Source organism: Paenibacillus sp. BIHB 4019, assembly GCF_002741035.1.
GTDB lineage: Bacteria > Bacillota > Bacilli > Paenibacillales > Paenibacillaceae > Pristimantibacillus.
Genome location: NZ_CP016808.1, coordinates 2,321,797 through 2,340,187, shown reverse-complemented (window position 1 = coordinate 2,340,187; position 18,391 = coordinate 2,321,797). Strand labels below are relative to the sequence as shown.

The 18,391-nt window shown below is 51.8% G+C and carries 19 protein-coding genes; 9 read left to right on the top strand and 10 right to left on the bottom strand.

Going from position 1 to position 18,391, the window contains the following annotated elements; genetic code table 11:
* Positions 1-42: 42 nt before the first annotated feature.
* On the bottom strand, positions 43-756 hold the full coding sequence (locus BBD42_RS09955) for a DUF3169 family protein (RefSeq protein WP_099518017.1): 714 nt from the start codon (positions 754-756) through the stop codon (positions 43-45).
* Positions 753-971 (bottom strand): helix-turn-helix transcriptional regulator, encoded by a 219-nt coding sequence (locus BBD42_RS09950; protein ID WP_099518016.1) that lies wholly within the window; start codon positions 969-971, stop codon positions 753-755. Before BBD42_RS09950 ends, BBD42_RS09955 begins: the two co-directional genes overlap by 4 nt.
* 235 nt (positions 972-1,206) lie before the next feature.
* Here BBD42_RS09950 and BBD42_RS09945 point away from each other — a divergent pair, with 235 nt between their 5' ends.
* Positions 1,207-1,752 carry a helix-turn-helix transcriptional regulator gene (locus BBD42_RS09945; RefSeq protein WP_099518015.1) on the top strand — a complete coding sequence of 182 codons (546 nt, stop codon included), beginning with the start codon at positions 1,207-1,209 and terminating at the stop codon, positions 1,750-1,752.
* Entirely contained in the window at positions 1,733-2,485 is a 753-nt protein-coding gene (locus tag BBD42_RS09940) for a CPBP family intramembrane glutamic endopeptidase (protein WP_237163435.1), read from the top strand. Before BBD42_RS09945 ends, BBD42_RS09940 begins: the two co-directional genes overlap by 20 nt.
* Positions 2,486-2,615: 130 nt before the next feature.
* Here the strand turns inward: BBD42_RS09940 and BBD42_RS09935 are convergent, their stop codons facing one another.
* The 3 genes from BBD42_RS09935 to BBD42_RS09925 form a co-directional block, all read right to left on the bottom strand.
* Entirely contained in the window at positions 2,616-3,587 is a 972-nt protein-coding gene (locus tag BBD42_RS09935; protein WP_099518014.1) for an ankyrin repeat domain-containing protein, read from the bottom strand.
* A gap of 303 nt (positions 3,588-3,890) precedes the next feature.
* The gene (locus tag BBD42_RS09930; RefSeq protein WP_237163434.1) at positions 3,891-4,154 is read right to left on the bottom strand and encodes a DUF7667 family protein; all 264 of its coding nucleotides are present in this window, start codon (positions 4,152-4,154) and stop codon (positions 3,891-3,893) included.
* A 124-nt stretch (positions 4,155-4,278) separates the two neighbouring features.
* Entirely contained in the window at positions 4,279-4,830 is a 552-nt protein-coding gene (locus BBD42_RS09925) for an MOSC domain-containing protein (protein WP_099518012.1), read from the bottom strand.
* 453 nt (positions 4,831-5,283) lie between these two features.
* Here BBD42_RS09925 and BBD42_RS09920 point away from each other — a divergent pair, with 453 nt between their 5' ends.
* On the top strand, positions 5,284-6,018 hold the full coding sequence (locus BBD42_RS09920; protein WP_056036414.1) for an MgtC/SapB family protein: 735 nt from the start codon (positions 5,284-5,286) through the stop codon (positions 6,016-6,018).
* 121 nt (positions 6,019-6,139) lie between these two features.
* Here the strand turns inward: BBD42_RS09920 and BBD42_RS09915 are convergent, their stop codons facing one another.
* The 3 genes from BBD42_RS09915 to BBD42_RS09905 form a co-directional block, all read right to left on the bottom strand.
* A complete protein-coding gene (locus BBD42_RS09915; RefSeq protein ID WP_099518011.1) occupies positions 6,140-6,562 on the bottom strand; it encodes a DUF1284 domain-containing protein in 423 nt (140 codons plus the stop codon).
* A 96-nt stretch (positions 6,563-6,658) separates the two neighbouring features.
* Positions 6,659-7,474 (bottom strand): GNAT family N-acetyltransferase, encoded by an 816-nt coding sequence (locus tag BBD42_RS09910; RefSeq protein ID WP_099518010.1) that lies wholly within the window; start codon positions 7,472-7,474, stop codon positions 6,659-6,661.
* A gap of 29 nt (positions 7,475-7,503) precedes the next feature.
* Entirely contained in the window at positions 7,504-8,388 is an 885-nt protein-coding gene (locus BBD42_RS09905; RefSeq protein WP_099518009.1) for an NAD-dependent epimerase/dehydratase family protein, read from the bottom strand.
* 115 nt (positions 8,389-8,503) lie between these two features.
* On the opposite strand from BBD42_RS09905, the gene BBD42_RS09900 reads away from it, so the two are divergent.
* From BBD42_RS09900 to BBD42_RS09880, 5 genes are all read left to right on the top strand, one after another.
* Positions 8,504-9,181, top strand: a complete 678-nt coding sequence (locus tag BBD42_RS09900) for a response regulator transcription factor (protein WP_099518008.1) — start codon at positions 8,504-8,506, stop codon at positions 9,179-9,181.
* Positions 9,178-10,605: a sensor histidine kinase gene (locus tag BBD42_RS09895; protein ID WP_099518007.1), complete on the top strand. Its 1,428-nt coding sequence runs from the start codon at positions 9,178-9,180 to the stop codon at positions 10,603-10,605. The genes BBD42_RS09900 and BBD42_RS09895 overlap by 4 nt, the downstream gene beginning before the upstream one ends.
* 98 nt (positions 10,606-10,703) lie before the next feature.
* Positions 10,704-11,828, top strand: coding sequence for an ABC transporter permease (locus BBD42_RS09890; protein WP_099518006.1), 1,125 nt, complete (start codon positions 10,704-10,706; stop codon positions 11,826-11,828).
* Positions 11,825-12,505: an ABC transporter ATP-binding protein gene (locus BBD42_RS09885; protein ID WP_099518005.1), complete on the top strand. Its 681-nt coding sequence runs from the start codon at positions 11,825-11,827 to the stop codon at positions 12,503-12,505. Before BBD42_RS09890 ends, BBD42_RS09885 begins: the two co-directional genes overlap by 4 nt.
* 157 nt (positions 12,506-12,662) lie before the next feature.
* Positions 12,663-14,201, top strand: a complete 1,539-nt coding sequence (locus BBD42_RS09880) for a hypothetical protein (RefSeq protein ID WP_099518004.1) — start codon at positions 12,663-12,665, stop codon at positions 14,199-14,201.
* A gap of 74 nt (positions 14,202-14,275) precedes the next feature.
* Here BBD42_RS09880 and rsgA read toward each other — a convergent pair whose 3' ends face one another.
* Entirely contained in the window at positions 14,276-15,445 is a 1,170-nt protein-coding gene (rsgA, locus tag BBD42_RS09875) for a ribosome small subunit-dependent GTPase A (RefSeq protein WP_237163433.1), read from the bottom strand.
* A gap of 489 nt (positions 15,446-15,934) precedes the next feature.
* Here rsgA and BBD42_RS09870 point away from each other — a divergent pair, with 489 nt between their 5' ends.
* Positions 15,935-16,450: a nucleoside 2-deoxyribosyltransferase gene (locus BBD42_RS09870; protein ID WP_172455443.1), complete on the top strand. Its 516-nt coding sequence runs from the start codon at positions 15,935-15,937 to the stop codon at positions 16,448-16,450.
* A gap of 133 nt (positions 16,451-16,583) precedes the next feature.
* On the opposite strand, the gene BBD42_RS09865 is transcribed toward BBD42_RS09870, so the two are convergent.
* Entirely contained in the window at positions 16,584-18,287 is a 1,704-nt protein-coding gene (locus BBD42_RS09865; protein ID WP_099518002.1) for a family 10 glycosylhydrolase, read from the bottom strand.
* Between the last annotated feature and the right edge of the window lie 104 nt (positions 18,288-18,391).

Below are 18,391 nucleotides of genomic sequence, written 5' to 3'. Positions count from 1 at the left end.
TTTTACTAGTTAAAGCCCGTTCAGCCACTAAGCGCCAGCTTATTACTGGTACTTCTTCGTCTCCTGGTAATACGCCAAATTGTTCACGATAAACAAAACTAACAGGATGAGGAACGGAAACAATTGAAAGCTGCTTAACGCGGAGTAGGCAAAGGTTACAAATACGAGCGCATACAGCGTATTGTTGATCATGTTGAAAGCGCGATACGACGCTTTATACACAATGAACTTCTCCGCCTCATCCAGCTTGTCCATATAGGCCTGCTTTGCTCCAAAAGGGCGCCCGGTATCAAAAACCCGCTTCGGGAAATTGCGGTTAAACACTTTAAACAACAGCGATTGCAGCCGAATGTGCGCAAGCACCAGCAATAACGAAATAATCAAAAGCGCAAGCACCGGCTTGCCATGCAAGTCCTCAATGATCATCTGTGAAAGCAGCGTCATGCTGCCAACGATTGCCGTATATGTACCAAACGTGTTCAGCATCATGCTGGAACTGAGCAGCTTCTCTCCCGCTTCCTTATCCTCCTCCTGGTTAAACTTCAGGCAGTACCTAACGCTCGCAGCCCAAGTTCCTACAGAAGCGAGCAGAAACAGCATATGGATGATATCAAGGCGAAAAAATCCCACCGATATCCCTTCGAAATTCAATTTCCCTGCATTCGACATGCTAAAATAGCTAACTCCAAATCCAAATAGTCCACTAAGGACAAAAATAAGCACCCACTGCAGCTTCCGTGATTTCCCCTTGCTCATTGAAGTTCCTCCTCATCATCATTCAATATGAAAATAAATTCCACAGGCTCCTTAAACAGCTTCGCCATCTTTAACGCTAGAACCACTGACGGGGAATAGTCGCCCCGTTCAATTAAGCTGATCGTTTGCCGAGAGACATCGATGGCTTCAGCCAGCTCCGTCTGGCTCATTCGAAAACGAGCCCGTAATTCGCGAACCCGATTATCGAGCTTCATACGGCCACCTCCATGCATTTAATATACAGGATTCATGACATAATGTAAACTAAAGTTGTCAAAATAATAAATAAAACTTACAAGCCCTATATTATAAAAATAAGCAGCCTTGCCTTTTCTCCAAAAAAGGGGTTGACGAATTTCCAAAACCAGGTATACTCATATATATCAAATGGATATATCGAGTAGATACATTATAAACAAATTCATATACCTAGATGGAAGGGGAATCACAATGCTTGAATACATAATATTAGGACTGTTAATGGAGCAGCCGATGAGCGGCTATGACATGAAGAAGACGATTAACCATTCCGTCGGCATTTTCTACCGGGCGAGCTTCGGAAGCCTGTATCCCGCCTTAAAGCGTCTGGAAACTAAGCGCTGGGTAAGCGTATCGGCGGAGCTTGATCATAGTAAAAATAAAAAGCTCTACACGCTGCTGCCAGAAGGCAAAGCGACTTTTCTCGCCTGGCTGGCGGAACCGATTCAGCTGTCGCGAAGCGAGCTGCTGCTCAAGGTTTTCTTTTTCGACTATTTGGATGAGGACACCCGCCAGCAGCGCCTTAGTGAATACCAGATGCGTTTAGGTCAGGAAATCGGCAGGCTGAAGGCCGTTGAAGGCATTGTTGCTGGAGAGCTGAAGGAAGTGCCTAATCCGGAGAACTACTACTACCGAGTGTCCGTGTTGTCCTACGGGCTCGACTATTTTCTAATGGAGCAGAAGTGGATTCAAGCGATTAAAGAGAGGAAGGATTTAAATGATGACCGAAACGAATAAGAGCCCCCTAAATAAACCAGCTTTTTCTGAGAAGAGGCCTGTGCTCGCAATCCTTATCATCCAGCTGCTGCTGCTGTTTGCCGTCTCCGCTGCCGGAGCCTATGCCACCATTAAAGAACTGGATTATACAGCACCTGTGCTGCTCTCTTTCATCCCTATTGCGCTTGCCTTGATCATCTACTTAACTTTGCGGAAAAAATGGGGCTTTGCCGGCTTTCGCCCGCTGTCCGCCATTCCGCAAGGCGGCTGGAAGTATTACCTTCCACTCGTAGCTGTGCTGGCCGTAATTGGCACGAATGGGCTCAAGGCGCTTACGCCGGGCGAAATTTATTTTTTCATCTTTTTCACCTTGCTTGTCGGCTTTGTAGAGGAGACGGTTTACCGCGGCCTTATTCTGAACATCCTGCTGCGCAAATCGGCTTCAACCGCGGTCATCGTGTCCAGCCTGCTGTTTGGTGTCACTCATATTTTGAACGCTTTATCGGGGCAAAATGCGGTAGATACGACGATTCAAATCGTTTACTCCTTGGCGGTCGGACTATCCCTTGCGTTATTAATGGTGAAAAATCGCAACATTGTGCCGCTGATTCTATTCCACTTTGTCCACAACCTGATTCAGTTTCTGGGCAACGATCGCAGCGCCATCGGTCCGGATCTGCTCATTATTGCAATTCTCGCGGCGCACTGCATATGGGTAGGCATGAGCCTCAGAAAAGGGAAAGCAATGGCTTAACGCAGCACCTTTTGATAAAGCCAGATCTCTCCATGAGCTTAAAAAATAAAGAGACTTCCGTTAGCAGCAGCTGCTTGAACAGAAGTCTCTTTATTGATTTGCATGCTACCGGACCGACTGTGTTCCCGAGTCAGTCCGCCCGCGCCTCCGGCTCATACTCGCCGTTTAATATGCGGTCGATGAACACGCCCGGCTTTTTCCGCAGCTTCGCCCATGTCGCGTCCGGCAGCAGCATCAGCTCCTGATGCTCCACATCGTAGCTGGCGAATTTCTTATGTGCCGGCACCCAGACGAACATGCCAAGCGACGAATAATTGTCCATATCTGCAAGTAAATTAAGCAGCTTGAGCCCTCCATATTCCAGTTCCGAGACGTCCAATACCGAACCAAATTCAATATAGGATACCTGCTCACAATCCGGCATTTCAACCCGGCTGCTTGTCTCTCCCAGGTCGCGTATAATGGCGGCGGGAAGGCCTGCTTTTTTCAATTGAGCCGCTCGGTTATCGAAATCATGCAGCTCCTTCGGCTCGTATGAATAGATGAGCTCCATTACTTCTTTATGCTTATAGCGCTTCGCATCAGTGTAAGCCCGCTCTCCATAGCTGTCCTTAATCGCCGGATCAGCACCTGCCTCCAGCAAATAACGAACGATTGGCAAATGCCCGATGCCGGCAGCTGCTTGCAGCGGTGTTCCGCCATACGGGCGCACCATGTCCGGCTCATTAAAATTAACAGGCGCGCCTGCCTCTACGAGCATCTTGACCAAATCCAGACGCCCTCCCGCCGCACCACGCAAAGCAAGGCCGCCATGCAAGGCGACATTAATGCCAAGTGCCAGCAGCGCTTCTGCCGCCTTCGCATTTCCCCAACTGACGGCATGAGACAAGGCCGAGCTGCCCACATGATTCACCGCATTAATATCCGCGCCCTGCTCGAGCAAAAACTCGAATACGGGGCGCTTGCCCTGCTTCGAAGCTGTAACGATAGCTGGATTGTTTGAATCATTCAAATCCATGCCTTCGGAAATAAGCGTTTTGATCGCTGCTATATTCCCGCTCTTGCTAGCTTGCATCATACGCTCGTCCCATTCTGTTGCCATTCAAACTCCCCCGCTTTCCCAAGCGTAAACGGCCGAAAGCCGTCCTCTGGCGGCAAAGCTACCGTTTCGCGATGAAATATAGAGAATGGATAAAAAATCATATCCTTTCCTCTATTTTAAACAATTTCATTACTCCTCCCTCTATTTTACCCTTGACTGCCCCTGTAAGTGTATATGGAGCTGCCTTCTTTCGGCAGCAATGAACCTGTTATGAAGCCGAAACATCCGAAATAGAAAAAGTACCGCTTCTCCCCACTATCGCCGAGAGAAACGGTACTTTGCGCTGCTTATTGGATTTAGCATTTATTCCGCACCTGCCGTGCCGGATTTTTTCCGTTTGCCCGTCAGCTGGAATTGCTCGATTTCCTTGCATATTTCATGCTGCCAATCTACATCCTTGCTCATTGAAGCAAGCAGCGACATATTCGCCAAATAAGCAGCTTCGCTGACAAAATTCACGTTGAGCTGCTGGCATTGCTCCAGCTCTGCAGCTTCGCTTGGCGAAAGCGGCCTTTTTTTGCTTTGCAGCCACAGCTCCGCCATTCGCTGATGAAACGGGGTTACCACTTGCGACCACCACCCTATACGAGCCAGCGTACCCTTTTCAGCCGCAAAATATGCTTTACACCTTCTATTTTACGCCGCGGCTGTGCAAAAAGCTCCTTCACTGGAAACCTTTCTTTGCACGTTTCTATCCTTCAGCCTTAACCTTCATGACGCGTACGCTGTCGCCCGTTTTAATGCTGCCTTCGCATTCAACGGAACAGACAATTCCCCTGCGCTTGCGGGCGGCAGGAACGAATTTGCTGCGCAGTCCCGCATGTCCAATCGCCTCCTCAATGACCTTGCCGGGGGCGATGCACGGCAGATTTTCCCCTTCACAAATTAAGCCGGTACCATCCGGAAACAGCAGCCTCGTCCCCACTGGAAGCTCCGTCAGCTTCTCGATGCCGCTAATTAACAGGTTGGCCCCAAGCCACTGCGGTTTAATAAGCGGCAAGCCCATATTTTCCGCAATAATCGCACACTCTTCTGCCGACACAATGCTGATCTGCCTGCGATTTGCAATCATCGTGCCGCGAGAATAAATTTTTTGCCGTGAGTCCGCTGGGCGAAGCAGCCCATAATGACGGTCGCCCGGAATCCCGCCTAGCTGCACTTCAATGCTTGGCACCTCGCGTGTTACGAAGTTCCCCTTCTCCTCCGCTAGTAATACCTGCTTCACCACAACGCCAGCACCCATATGTACTCCCCCTTTTCACCAATTAGTATTTATATGTTTCGATCGAATTAATCACCGGGCGGGTTCATTAATAGGCTAGGCTTGTAAAGGAGCGGCTTTTACAGCATTTTTTGATTGAATAAATCATTATAAAGTTATTATATTTCATTTTTTCGTCTTTTTATTTCAGCGTTTTTGCGCCATTGTACTGCATGGGTGCGTGCTTTCTGCTAAACTGATATTAGGTATAGCGCTTTCATTTCACTCGCTTTCCGGAATTTCCAGCTATTGACTAAGCGGTCATTCGATCGTATTATCGTTGATAAACCGCAGCAGTGTTGACGGCATCATTATTTGCATAAGATGGGGAGGAAGCGTACTTGCGTGTAGATTTTCATTTTTTCTTGAAAAATAAACCTGATTCGTTTACCCGGCTGCAGCCGCTGGCTCCACTCTTCAGGAAAGGAGATTAACATGACGAACGCCGTTTCTTCCGTATGGGAAATCAGCTATTATGAGCTGACCATTCGCCTGCTGCTCGCAGTCGTGCTTGGCGGGCTTGTTGGCCTGGAGCGCGAATTCGGGGGCCATTCCGCAGGCTTCCGTACGCATATTCTCGTATCTCTAGGCTCTTCTACCGTCGTATTGCTATCCATGTACGGATTCGCTGCATTCGCGAACGAGCCTCGTGTTAGTCTCGATCCGGCAAGGCTCGCGGCGCAGGTCATCAGCGGCATCGGCTTCCTGGGAGCCGGCACCATTCTCCGCAAAGGCAATGGCATTTCAGGCCTGACAACGGCAGCTTCTTTGTGGGTTGTAGCAGCCATCGGTCTATCGGTTGGAGCTGGATTTTATGTTGCAGCAGCTATCTCTACTACATTGGCGGTGATATCTTTGTTTGTGTTCAACAAACTGGAAAAAACATTTTCACGGGCAAAACGCATTCATGAAATTAGATTTAAGCTGGCGAAGCACTCTTCCGGCTTGCAAGACATAGTCGCCACTTTCCATGAGCACGGCATGAAAATTCATAAGCTGACCATATTGGATGATGACGATGACTCCTCTGAGCAAATGGGCGGTTCGAAGACAATGAATGTCATTATTCAGGTGAAATTCAAAGGAACAAGCCTTTTCAGCGATCTAACGCTCGTCATGGCCTCCATGGATGGCGTTCGGGGCATGGAAATTAGCGGTGAACCGCTTTAATTATAGTTGGCAGGCCCGTTATGAAACGAGGCTGTTCCTAGGGTCTAACAGACCTTGGGAACAGCCTCTTCTTATTTATCCCTCTCCCCTTAACAGGATGAGGCTTTTAATTTGCAATCATTCAGCCCGGCAGTACCCTTAGCTCTCGAGATTCGCGGATATGGCCGATGCCCTCCTGGCACATGCCGTACGGCTGCCATGGGCAGTCCGAGCATAGGCGGTTAATATCGCCAGGCACAATGCGGCTTGCGACTGACTCGCACACATCGGACCATTTTGCCACACTGCCTATCGTTAAACCAACTTCCTTCAAAATGGCTTGGTCCTTCTGGTAGACGCTCGTATTCTGGCAATGGGACGGCTTATCCGTCGGGAACGCCTTGCAAATATCGTCAGGCCCGTCAATAATTTCGATGACCGTATCCGGCTGCTGACGCAGCTGCTCATAAACGGCTGTCATATTGACGCAGAACCCCTCCGAGTAGCCCTTGCCTCGATAACCGAGCAGACAAAATAAATGATGGCCCCGCAAACGAATGTTCATGACACTTCCTCCCGCTTCTCGCTTTCACTGTTAACCAAATTATATCACGAAGGTTAACATACTTGCGAGCAGCAAGCGGCGATTGTACAGGACGTACTAGGTGAAGCGGTATTCAAAAATTTGTCCGCTGGGGCGAAACCCAATATTGCGATACGCTTTATTTGCGGCAGGATTTTGCACTTCCGCATACAGCATCGGCTCTAGCCCCCCTGCCACAATAATGGCGCTCACCTCTGCAACCAATGCACTGGCAAATCCGTGATTTCTCGCATCCGGCTCCGTATAAACCGCATTAATTCTAGCATGCCTTGCCGTCCGATGGGCTATTGCTGCCATGGATACAAGCTTCTCCGCCTCCACCCACACATATAATTCACCCGATTCTACCATTTCCGCAGCAGCCGGAATTTGGCTAGCTACCTCCACCTGCTGGCCGTATGCCTCCTGTGTGAACGCAGCGATGAAGCCCGCTACCGTCTTAATATCTTCCGCGCTCGCTTTCCTTATGGCACCCGCGATGCCTGAAGGCTGCCGTACGACTGGGCACCGGTAGGCCTCCAGCTTTATATGCAGACGCTGGCTCTGCCCTGTTAACGGCGGATACACTCTGGCGAAAAGTCCGGCCAGCTCTGGGCTGCCCGATATCCCCGTCACCTCGATGCCTTCTCTATACAGCTGTCCCGCCAAATTTCGAGCCATTTTCTCACGAACCGCGTCCGGCAGCCCGGGCGCCATCCACAGCCAGCCGCTATTGCCGGGTGTTTTTGCAAAAATCAACGTATCATCCGCCGTCTTCCAGCAGAGCTTCGTCTCCGAATCACATACTCGGTAAATGATATTATAGGCGACTTCATCGGCGAGGAATGAAGCCTGCTCCAGCACCGAATCACCGCCTTCAAACCTTTCCAGCATCAGCCTCTTCCCCTCTTTTTAAAATCACTTTATTGCTCCGTATTTGCCAGCTCATCGATCAATTCCGGAAGCCAATCCTCTATGTGTGTAAATGCAAAACCTGCCGATTTCGCCTTGCTTGTATCCATATACCACGAAGTCGGCACTCCAAATGGCGACTGATGCTGCTCGGATGCCTCTTCAACAATTTTTGCACGTTTACCCACAATATTTTCAATAAGCGACATGATCTGATCCAAGCCGATTTTTCCTTGAGAGCAGGCGTTAACTGGCCCTGTAAGATCAGATTTCCCAAGCCAATCAAGGAATTCAGCCGCTTCATTTGAGTGAATAAATGAAAGCTTTGCCTCGGGAGCAGGCATAGCAATTGCTATTTCTTTTTGCACATGCTCAATATGAAAGTGCAGTCGGCGGGTGTAATCATCCGGCCCGAGGACGAACGGAATGCGAACCGCTGCTACCGGAAACGGTGCCTCCTGCATAAAAACCGCCTCAACAAGCCGTTTTCCGTCGGCATAACTGAGGGAGGAAAACGTATCCGGCTCGGGCAGCTTGCAAGTAAAAGGATCAAAAACCTGCTCCGTGAGCGGTTCCTCACCGAATGGATATACGCTCATCGAAGAAGTGACGATATATTTGCCCGTGCGACCACTAAATAGGCGAACGGCCTCCCGCGCTTCCTTAGGCGAGAAGCAAATATTGTCGTAGATGACGTCGAAGCTTGACCCGCCAACAGCTTCAGCTAATGCGACCGCGTCATTTCGGTCGACACCTATGCGTTTTACCGTGTCGCCAAAAGGGTCAGGCTTAATGCCGCGAGTAACGATCGTCACTTCCGCCTGCTGATCAATAAGCCGCTGCACAAGCTTTTTTCCGAAAAACTGCGTTCCTCCCAGAATCAATACCTTCACCATCCGTACCTCCACGCTTTGAATTTTTGTATAGTTCCTGTATTGTAACATTATCGCAAATGCTACAGTTAGAAATATAAGGAAATTCTAATTCATTCGCTATATTCAGGAGGTTACGATGAAAACGCTGCTTGTAGTCGACGACGATCCCCATATTCGCACGCTGCTGAGGCACTTTATGACGAAAGAAGGCTATCGCGTCGTTGAGGCAAAAGAGGGAGAGGATGCTCTGCATAAGCTGAAGGGGCATTCGGTGGATCTTGCGATACTAGATGTCATGATGCCGCGGATGGATGGACTGGAGCTTTGCGGGTACATTCGGACGAATTACGATATTCCTATTATTTTGCTGACGGCGCGGGAGCAGCTGACCGATAAGGAGCAGGGTTATTTGAGCGGCACTGACGATTATGTCACAAAGCCGTTTGAACCAGAGGAGCTGCTGTTTCGCATCAAGGCGCTGTTTCGCCGTTACTCCATTTCCTCCAGCGACAAAATCCAGCTCGGCCGCCTCACCATTGACCGTAAAAACTATGAGATAGCCGATGGCGATGCGATGCTGCTGCTGCCGCTTAAGGAGTTTGAGCTGCTTGCGCAGCTTGCCGAATACCCAGGGCGGCTGTTTTCCCGCGAGGAGCTAATACGGCTCGTATGGGCGGCAGATTATGAAGGGGATGAACGGACGGTGGATGTGCATATTAAACGGCTGCGGCAGCGTTTCTCCGCTCATGATCAAGATTTTCGCATTACGACCGTGCGGGGCATCGGTTATAAGATCGAGGCGGCAGCGCCATGAAGTCGCTATACTCCAGAGTTTTTCTAGTGGCAATGGCGGCGATTATCGGCAGCAGCCTGCTCGGGTTTCTGGTCTCCAATCTTTATTATCATAACAAGCTCAAGCCCTATAACGATGCCAAGCTGACGAGCATCGCCCTGCAAATGCAGCAGTTCGCTGAAGCCCAGCCGGAGCTGGCCACCGCTTACTTTGCCAATGCGGCCGAGCTCGGCTATGAGATATTGCTGGCAGATGGTCAAGAAGAGGAGCTTTTTTTCGGGCGTGCCTTTCGTGAAAAAGAGCTGGCGAATGGCGTGCTGCGCAGCGTACTGGCTGGCGGGCAATACCACGGCATCGCGGAGTTTCCCAATCAGCCGTTTATTACGGGCTTTTTCGATAACACGCTCAGCAATACGGTTGGCGTTCCGCTGCAATTGGACGGCAAGCGGTATGCCCTGTTCATACGCCCGGATGTCATTTTGCAATTTGGCGAGCTGCGCAGCTTCTTCGCAATGATCGGACTGCTGACCGTCGCCTTCAGCCTGCTCTGCTTCCTGCTCAGCACCCGTTATTTGGTCAAGCCCGTCACGAGACTGACGGAAGCAACGAAGCGAATTGCCCAAGGACACTATGCCCTGTCGCTAAATACGAATCGGCGGGATGAAATCGGGCAGCTCGCCGCCCATTTTACGACCATGAGCCAGGAGCTGGAGCGGGTAGAGCAAGCGCGGCAGGAGTTCGTCGCCAACGTCTCGCACGAAATCCAGTCGCCACTCACCTCTATTCAAGGCTTTGCCCAAGCTTTGGCGGAGAAGGAGCTTGCAGCCGAGGAACGTACCCATTACGCCGCTATCATTGGCGAGGAAAGCCGCCGCCTTGCGGCACTTACCAAGGAGCTGCTGCTGCTCTCCTCGCTGGACCAAGCAGCGGATGTGCTTCAGCGCAAGCCCTTTAATCTGCGCACTCAGCTGCGACAGGTTGCGCAAGTGATGGAATGGCAGCTGACGGAGAAGGAGCTTGCGCTCAAAATCGCTGTCCCCAGCTCTCTCATGCTCGATGGCGATGACATGCTGCTTAATCAGGTATGGATGAATCTGCTGTCCAATGCTGTAAAATACACCCCGGCAGGAAGGGCGATTGAGATAGAAGCCAAGCTTGAGCGAGGGCGCTGTGTCATTCGGGTCGCCGATACGGGAGATGGCATCAGCAAGGAGCAGCTGCCGTTTCTGTTCGATCGCTTCTACCGCGCTGATCGGGCCAGAGAACGAGGCATCGGTGGAGACTATGGCCCAAACGACCGTCCTGATGACTTAGTCGGCTCGGGCGGTTCGGGGCTAGGGCTTGCCATTACCCAAAAGATCGTCCACCTGCATAACGGGACGATTGAGGCAGCAAGCGAGCCCGGTCAAGGCACGACCTTCACCGTGACACTTCCCCAACCCTAACTTATCGTTTTATGGTGATCCTCATTTGTAATTTGCCGTTCATACGCCGTTCATTTTCACTTTCTACACTTGTGGCATCACAAGTAGGAGGGATGAGAATGTATTTGGCTCTTAGAGAAATGCGTTTTGCCAAAACCCGTTATTTGCTCATTATGGCGATTATGCTGCTCGTTTCCTTTCTGGTCCTGTTCGTAACCGGACTTGCGGGCGGGCTCGCTTATGCAAATGCCTCTGCGGTTGAAAATATGCCTGCTACCCATTTCCTTATGCAGCAGGATGCAAGCCAGCGCTTCGCCCGCTCCATCGTTGGGGAGAAGGAGCTTAACACCGCCCGTTCGGTCGTTGGCGACGCGAATGCCCAGCGGCTTGGCGTCCAGATGACGACGGTAACCGGCGGAACAGACGGAATGAAAACAGACATTACGTTATTTGGTGTGGACATGGGCAGCTGGCTCGCTCCGACGGTCGTCTCCGGCTTAGCCGTCTCAAACACGGGAGCGGGGGAAGTCGTCGTAGACCGCAAGCTGGCGGAGGAAGGCATTACCGTCGGCAGCTTGCTGCATGACCAAACGACGGGACTCACGTGGACCGTTAGCGGCTTTACGGAAAACCAGTCGTTCAGCCATACGCCTGCCGTATTTATGAACCTAAGCGACTGGCAGCAGTTAAAGCAGCAGATGGCTGGCCGGGCTGCGGCTGACCCCTCATTTGCCGCTCCTTTCAACGCCATTGCCATACAAGCAACAGATGCAGAAGCAGAGCTGCTTTCACAGCAGCTTGAAGGTACGGTCGTTATTACGCAAAAGCAAGCGGTAGCCAGCATACCCGGCTACAAGGAAGAGCAAGGCTCGCTGATGATGATGATCGGCTTCCTGTTCGTCATTTCCGCTTTCGTGCTTGCCGTCTTCTTCTATGTCATTACCATTCAGAAGGCAGGCCAATTCGGCATCCTTAAAGCAATTGGCACCAAAACCATCTATTTAGCCCGCAGCGTTGTGGCTCAAGCACTTGTCCTCGCTGCCGCAAGCTTAGCTGTAAGCTGCATGCTGGTTGCAGCCATGCAGGCAGTGCTGCCTGCTTCAATGCCATTTCAGCTATCGCCAGTGACTATCGGCTATACTTGCCTGCTGTTTATCGCCATGTCGCTGCTTGGCTCGCTTGTGTCAGTCCTTCAAGTGGCGCGAACTGATGCGCTGGATGCGATAGGGAGGGCTGCAGGATGACAACGACCAAGCTTATGCTGAATGAAATTACACGGGTTTATCATGATGGCGATACCGAGCTTACCGTGCTGGATAAGCTATCGCTTGAAGTAAAGGCGGGAGAGCTCGTCGCGGTTATGGGGCCTTCCGGATCTGGCAAAAGCACCTTTCTCTCGATCGCAGGGGCGCTTCTGACGCCGACAAGCGGCGAGGTGCTCATCGACGGCGAATCGCTTGCCGGCAAAAACGGGCAGCAGCTCAGCAAGCTGCGGCTGCATAACATCGGTTTTATTTTTCAAAGCGCTAATCTGCTTCCGTATTTGAAGGTGGAGGAGCAGCTGATGCTCGTCGCCAAGCTGGCTGATAGCGATAAGCGAGCCGCCAAGGCACGTGCTGCCATGCTGCTGGAGCGTTTGGGCCTGCTGCATCGGCGGTCGGCCTATCCGAATCAGCTCTCCGGCGGAGAAAAACAGCGGGTTGCCATTGCGCGCGCCTGGATGAATGACCCCGCTATTTTGTTTGCCGATGAGCCGACGGCGAGCCTGGATGCGAGCCGTGGACAGGATGTTGTAGCAATGCTCGCCCGCGAGGTAAAAACAGAGGGAAAAGCCGCCGTTATGGTTACGCATGATGAGCGTGTACTTCATTTATGCGACCGCATTTTACATTTGAAAAATGGCGTATTAGTCAGCGCTTAAGCTGCCACATAATGACCATATGACCGCTGTATGAGCTGGATTTAAGCCCACAGCCCTAACCGCCTTGACCAAGAACAGCCCCTTCGGCGGACGGCTGCCCTCATCCTTTTTGGTATAATTTTCTTATAGCTGTGCTTCGTACCGAAAGGATGATAAGATGATCGCCAAGGTTGGAGATATTTATGTTGTATTTGAAGAGCGGCTTCAGCAATATGCCGCCTGCCAGGTTATTAGGATAAAAGAGCAAGCTTCGAGCCGTCACAAGGATTTGGCCGCCGTCCTGGAACTGGATTGGCACAGCGACCAGCTGCCGACCGAGGACGAGCTTCAGCATATAAAGCCACTCGTATGCAATTATTATTTTTGGAACGACCGCTGGGATTACAGCTTTGTGGACGCCAATGTGCCCAAGCATTATCGCTTGGTCGGCAATATTCCTCCGATTATTGAAGCGGAATGCAACAGCTATGCCGGCTGGAGGACGGGAGGCAGCTTATATCGCCAGCTCCAGTGGGAGGCGATTCCCGCTGAGCTTCGCGCCCGCTTTAAAGCCGCAGCAGGCTCTAGCGAACAGGTGGACATTGCCGGATTCCCGGCAAAGCTGTCAACAAGCACGATACGCCAAGGAGCGCTGGAGCAGCTTGATGACTGGTCGGAGCTGCACAAGCTGCCCTGCTTAACTGCGATTCATACCTCGCACCCGTATAAGCCAGAGCTGTTGGCCTATCTACGAGACACACCGTTTATAACTGAGCTGAGCTTGGACGATCCCCGCGCTACAGAGCTGGATTTCACAGGCACGAGCTTAAACCGCCTTATTTTAAAGGCGGATGATGTAGAATCGCTAACGCTTCCTAAAGGGCTGAGCCAGCTTTCCTTGGTCGGCACCGTTTCCGAGAAGCTGCGCATTTACGCGGAGCATGATGGCAAGGAGCTTCTGCTCATGGTGGATAAACAAGCGGCAAGCCATTACGGACTGAGCCAGTTAGGGGCACTTCATATTCGCGGAGTGGCGGACATCGATTTGGCCGAGCTCGCCGGGCAGTTTCCTCATTTGCACGAGCTGCGGATTTGGGGAGCGCCGGGGTACGCTGCCAACATGGGCAAAATCGTCAAGCTGATAGGCCTGCACACCTTTACAACCTATGATCTATTCGGTTTCTCCGGCGAGGAGTTTCCGCTGCCAGATACGCTGCCGCAGCTCAGCATGCTATGGCTGGACAGTCTTCCGGCTGATGCCGCCAAGACGATCAAGGCCCGATACAAAAAAGCGGTCGCAAGTGGCCTTGATCTATCCGTCACCAAGCCCCGCAAGCCGGAATGGATGGCCGAAAATTTGACCAATCCGTTCCGCGACTGGGACGGCCGCGAGCATATTACGAGCACCAACGCCAAAAAAGCGAAAAATCTCTATAAAAAAATGCTGGGCGAGCTTGGGATGCTGGAGAAACAAGCCGCTTCCGGCATGAATGCCGCGGAAGTACACGCTGCTCTGGCGGCGCTCGTGACGGATTTTACAGTTACGCTCAATAAAATGGACAGCCGCAGCGGCTTCATTGAAACGATAGAACGCGAGGAAATATACGAGGTGCTGCACGAGCTGTTGAAAAATGCGAAGCTGAGCCTCGCCGAATCCGGCATCGAGGCGGATTTGGACAAGCTGATCGACATTTTTGACGCTGAGCGGGATTTTTAAATCGCAGATCCAGCGTATGCTGGACGCGAAAAACCGCCTGCCTCCGGAATTCCGGGGGACAGGCGGTTTTTCATTTATTCATCATCGCCTATATCGCCCGCATAGGACGAAGCCGCCCGTCTGCCTGCTCGCGATTTGGCGGACACGCGCTTCTCAGCCTGTTTTTTCGTGCGCCTGTTCACCGATTCTTCTTTACGTGCCATATGGGCGAGCTCCTTCTCCATCTTCTTGAAGTTGGCGAAGCGGCGCTGCTCCAGCGTTCCATCCGCAATCGCCTGCTTGACCGCACAGCCCTCCTCCCGCTCATGGCGGCAATCGTGAAAACGGCAGCTCGCAGCCAGCTCCCCAATATCGGAAAAGGTAGTATCCATCCCCTCATCCGACTCCCATAATTGCAGCTCCCGCATACCTGGCGTGTCAACGATAATCGCGCCGCTCGGCGTCACAAACATTTCGCGATGCGTCGTCGTATGCCGCCCTCTGGCGTCGCTTTCGCGAATGTCCTGGACGCGCTGCTTCTCGGCATCTGCCAGCCAGTTAAGCAGCGTTGATTTGCCAACACCGGAGGAGCCGGTTATCGCAATCGTCTGCCCGGGGAGCAAGTATTCGGCTAACGCCTCCCGCCCCTGATTTTCAAAAGCACTCACGGCATGGACGTGAACGCCGGGAGCTATCCCCTCCACCAGAGCAGTATAATGATCAGGAGCCTCACAAAGATCGGCCTTGGTCAACAGCACAACCGGCTTCGCCCCGCTTTCCCAGACAGCGAGCAAATAACGCTCTATTTTCCGCAAATTAAAATCCTGATTCAAGGCGTTCGTTATAAACACATAATCCAGATTGGCGCTGATCACCTGCACATCGACCCGCTGCCCCGCCTCCTTGCGCACCATCGCCGAGCGGCGGGGCAGCAGCGCATGAATAACGGCCCTCGCTTCACCGGGGAGCGGCTGCACCAGCACCCAATCGCCTACCGCCGGAAAATCCCCGCGATTAACCGCTTCAAACTCGTACTTGCCGGTGACAACGGCCGCCTGCTCGCCTGCCTCCGTCACAATTCGGTACTGATGCGAAAACTGCGCTGCTACACGCGCCGCCACCAGCGGTACACCTCCTGCTCCTGCTCTTGCACGCTGCAGCTCCGCTTCCCAATGCTCATTCCAGCCATAGGCTTGCAGCAGCGTTTTTTGTTTCTGCGTATCCGGTTGTTGCTTAATTTCTTGATTTTCTGGTTTCAATGTCAAATCGTATTCCTCCGTTTGTTGGATGATTATTTATTTAGGTACAACAAAAAAAGACCACAGCATGATCCTGCGGTCTTTTTCTCGCACAGCGATGCCGGGGAGCAGCATCCGTATGCATAAGCGCAAAGGGCTGTCTCCACCTTTCGGCGGCCAGAGCCCCTTTCGCATGAAAAAAAGTCCGCAAGACACCATCTTGGTCTCCTGCGGACACAAAAAAGCTTCAAAAGCAGCCCTGCTGCGCCTTCGCCCAGCATCAGCCTAATGCTCTATCCGTCTTCTTAGCTTAAGTCCGTAGAGACCGACGCCATAACAACCAATCCTCTGCTCATTGTGCTCATATAACATCAGCCTCCTTCTTCAAATTAGTTCCAGTATAGACTTGGATGACCAGCCAGTCAAGCCGGGCAGCTGCCTTTTTATTGCTACTTTAATTAGAGGCGTAGTAGAATAAAGCATAAAAACGTGCCTTAAGCACGAAGGAGAATGGGAATGGACGAGACGACAACTGGGAAACTAAAAGTATACATGGCGGGCTTTGAGGTGTTCCGCACCGATGCTGTGGAGCTAGGCAAGCAAATGAAGGAGCTGTGCGAAGCATACGGCTTTGAAGGCATTTTCCCACTGGATAAAGATATTAAGCCTTCGCCGACAAAATGGGAGACGGCGCAGGCGATTTTCGCTGGCAACGTCAAGCTTGTGCAAAAGGCCGATGTCATCATCGCCAACTTGAACCCTTTTCGCGGGCATGAGCCGGATTCCGGCACTGTATTTGAGTGCGGGCTTGGCTACGCGATGAACAAGAAGCTGTACGGCTTCGTCAGCGATAAGCGCACGCAGGCCGAGAAGCTGCTGCCCGGCATCGATTCGCAAACCGGACTGTATCAGGATGGCATGCAGGTAGAAAACTTCGAGCTGCCGACCAACCTCATGCTGTCCGTCCCGCTTACGATTGTTGAAGGCGGGCTTGAGGATGCGTTGAAGCAGGCACGCCAGGACCTTTTGTAAATCAAACGGCTCAGGCACGCTGCTGCTTGGAGGCAAATAAAAAACAGCCGCTGCTCCCTTCCTTCAAAAGGGGACAGCGGCTGTTTTGGCTTTATTTTATAAATATAGAAGTGCGTTTGGATGCTGTTCGATCTTACTTCCCGTAGTAGCTTTTCAAGGCTTCAATTATGCCGAGCGGGTTTTTGCGCAGGTCTTTGGCACTGAAATAAATATCGCCCTTCACCTCAGGATGCTTCGTATTATATTTCAGCTGCTTGATCAATTCCTCCGAGGTTTGCCACCCTGTTTCTTTCGTTCCCAGCTTATAGGCGGCATGGCCGATATAAAGATCGACACCCGTATTCGCCACTTGGGCTGCCCACCAATCTACCACTTTATCGTAACGCGCTACGGAGAGCGACATGCTCCAATACACTTGAGGAGCGACATAATCGATCCAGCCCTGCTTGACCCATTTGCGCACATCAGCTGACATGCTGTCGTAGGCAGTCACTCCAGCATTCGTATCGGAGCCGTTCGCATCCTGCGATTTGTTGCGCCAAACACCGAATGGGCTGATGCCAAAAGCAACCGTCGGCCTGACGCTATGAATCGACTCGTCGAGCTGCCTTACGAATTCATCAATGTTGCTGCGTCTCCATTCCGCCTTAGTCGCCAGCTTCTTGCTGTTATAGGCTTTGAATGTGGCATCATCGCTCAGCGTAATGTTGGACGGATAAAAATAATCGTCCAAATGCACGCCATCGATATCATAATTGTTCACAACTTCCATAATGACATCAATCACATGCTGGCGTGCGGCCGGAACGCCCGGATTAATGAGCAGCTGCGAGCCGGAGGTCAGCACCCAGTCGGGATGCTCCACCGCTACATGATTGGAAGCAAGCTTGCTCGTATCTGTATCCGTATTTGCCCGGAATGGATTGAACCAGGCATGGAACTTCATGCCGCGGCGATGCGTCTCATCCAGCATAAATTGCAGCGGATCGTAGGCAGGCGCCACCCCTTGCTTGCCCGTAAGCACCTTCGACCAAGGAACGAGCGACGATGGGTAAAGCGCATCGGCCGATGGACGAACCTGCACGAATACGGCATTCATCCCCATCGCCTGCACATCGTCGAGCAATGCTTTAAATTCCTTCTCTTGTACAGCCTGTTTTCCATAGGATGCCGTTGAAGGAAAGTCCAAATTGTAGATCGTCGATACCCAAACTCCTCTTAGCTCGGTGCCCGCAGCGGGAGTCGGTACGACTACCGGCGGCAGCGACTCTGTTGGAGCAGCAGGCGTTGGGGTCGGGATAGAAGTTGGCACCGGTGTCACGGTAGCCGCCGGTGTTGGAGCAGGCGTTGCAGCCGGACTCGCTGGCGTGCTTGGCGCCGGACTAACGGTATCCTTGTACAAATGAACGACCTTGGCTTCATTATCCCATCTCACGGCAACGCCCAGCTGATTGCTGACAAAACGAAGCGGTACCATGACACGGCCGCTCACGGTCTGAACCGTCGCATCGAGCGTAATGACGCTGCCGTTGACAAAAGCGCTGTTTTGCCCCGAAACCATCGTAATAATCGTGTCGTCCTGGCTAATGGTTACTTGCTTAGCCGCCTGCGACCATCTCACCTGTGCGCCCAAACTTTCGCTAATGACGCGCAGCGGCACCATCGTTACGTTCAAGTCCTCCCGCAAATACGGCGGGACATCGCTGTTTACCACTTCGCCATCCAGCACAATTTGAATCGTCGGCGCCGCCGCAGCTTGTACAGAAGCTGGCGCTACGCCTGCCGGAATCATCAATATGAATAATAAGAGGAGCAGAAGCGCCCGTTTGAATCTCATTTCCTTAAAACCTCCAGATTTTTAGTCATTTTTTCCTCTGATATGCTGAAAATATAGACGCTTCTTACTAAGATGAAGTTGCGTTTTACGCTAAAAAAGCAAGC

Excerpts from the sequence above, each read along its gene's own strand:
- BBD42_RS09955 (WP_099518017.1), bottom strand. The coding sequence starts at position 756 with ATGAGCAAGGGGAAATCACGGAAGCTGCAGTGGGTGCTTATTTTTGTC.
- BBD42_RS09950 (WP_099518016.1), bottom strand. The coding sequence starts at position 971 with ATGAAGCTCGATAATCGGGTTCGCGAATTACGGGCTCGTTTTCGAATG.
- BBD42_RS09945 (WP_099518015.1), top strand. The coding sequence starts at position 1,207 with ATGCTTGAATACATAATATTAGGACTGTTAATGGAGCAGCCGATGAGC.
- BBD42_RS09940 (WP_237163435.1), top strand. The coding sequence starts at position 1,733 with ATGATGACCGAAACGAATAAGAGCCCCCTAAATAAACCAGCTTTTTCT.
- BBD42_RS09935 (WP_099518014.1), bottom strand. The coding sequence starts at position 3,587 with ATGGCAACAGAATGGGACGAGCGTATGATGCAAGCTAGCAAGAGCGGG.
- BBD42_RS09925 (WP_099518012.1), bottom strand. The coding sequence starts at position 4,830 with ATGGGTGCTGGCGTTGTGGTGAAGCAGGTATTACTAGCGGAGGAGAAG.
- BBD42_RS09920 (WP_056036414.1), top strand. The coding sequence starts at position 5,284 with ATGACGAACGCCGTTTCTTCCGTATGGGAAATCAGCTATTATGAGCTG.
- BBD42_RS09915 (WP_099518011.1), bottom strand. The coding sequence starts at position 6,562 with ATGAACATTCGTTTGCGGGGCCATCATTTATTTTGTCTGCTCGGTTAT.
- BBD42_RS09910 (WP_099518010.1), bottom strand. The coding sequence starts at position 7,474 with ATGCTGGAAAGGTTTGAAGGCGGTGATTCGGTGCTGGAGCAGGCTTCA.
- BBD42_RS09905 (WP_099518009.1), bottom strand. The coding sequence starts at position 8,388 with ATGGTGAAGGTATTGATTCTGGGAGGAACGCAGTTTTTCGGAAAAAAG.
- BBD42_RS09900 (WP_099518008.1), top strand. The coding sequence starts at position 8,504 with ATGAAAACGCTGCTTGTAGTCGACGACGATCCCCATATTCGCACGCTG.
- BBD42_RS09895 (WP_099518007.1), top strand. The coding sequence starts at position 9,178 with ATGAAGTCGCTATACTCCAGAGTTTTTCTAGTGGCAATGGCGGCGATT.
- BBD42_RS09890 (WP_099518006.1), top strand. The coding sequence starts at position 10,704 with ATGTATTTGGCTCTTAGAGAAATGCGTTTTGCCAAAACCCGTTATTTG.
- BBD42_RS09885 (WP_099518005.1), top strand. The coding sequence starts at position 11,825 with ATGACAACGACCAAGCTTATGCTGAATGAAATTACACGGGTTTATCAT.
- BBD42_RS09880 (WP_099518004.1), top strand. The coding sequence starts at position 12,663 with ATGATCGCCAAGGTTGGAGATATTTATGTTGTATTTGAAGAGCGGCTT.
- BBD42_RS09870 (WP_172455443.1), top strand. The coding sequence starts at position 15,935 with ATGGACGAGACGACAACTGGGAAACTAAAAGTATACATGGCGGGCTTT.
- BBD42_RS09865 (WP_099518002.1), bottom strand. The coding sequence starts at position 18,287 with ATGAGATTCAAACGGGCGCTTCTGCTCCTCTTATTATTCATATTGATG.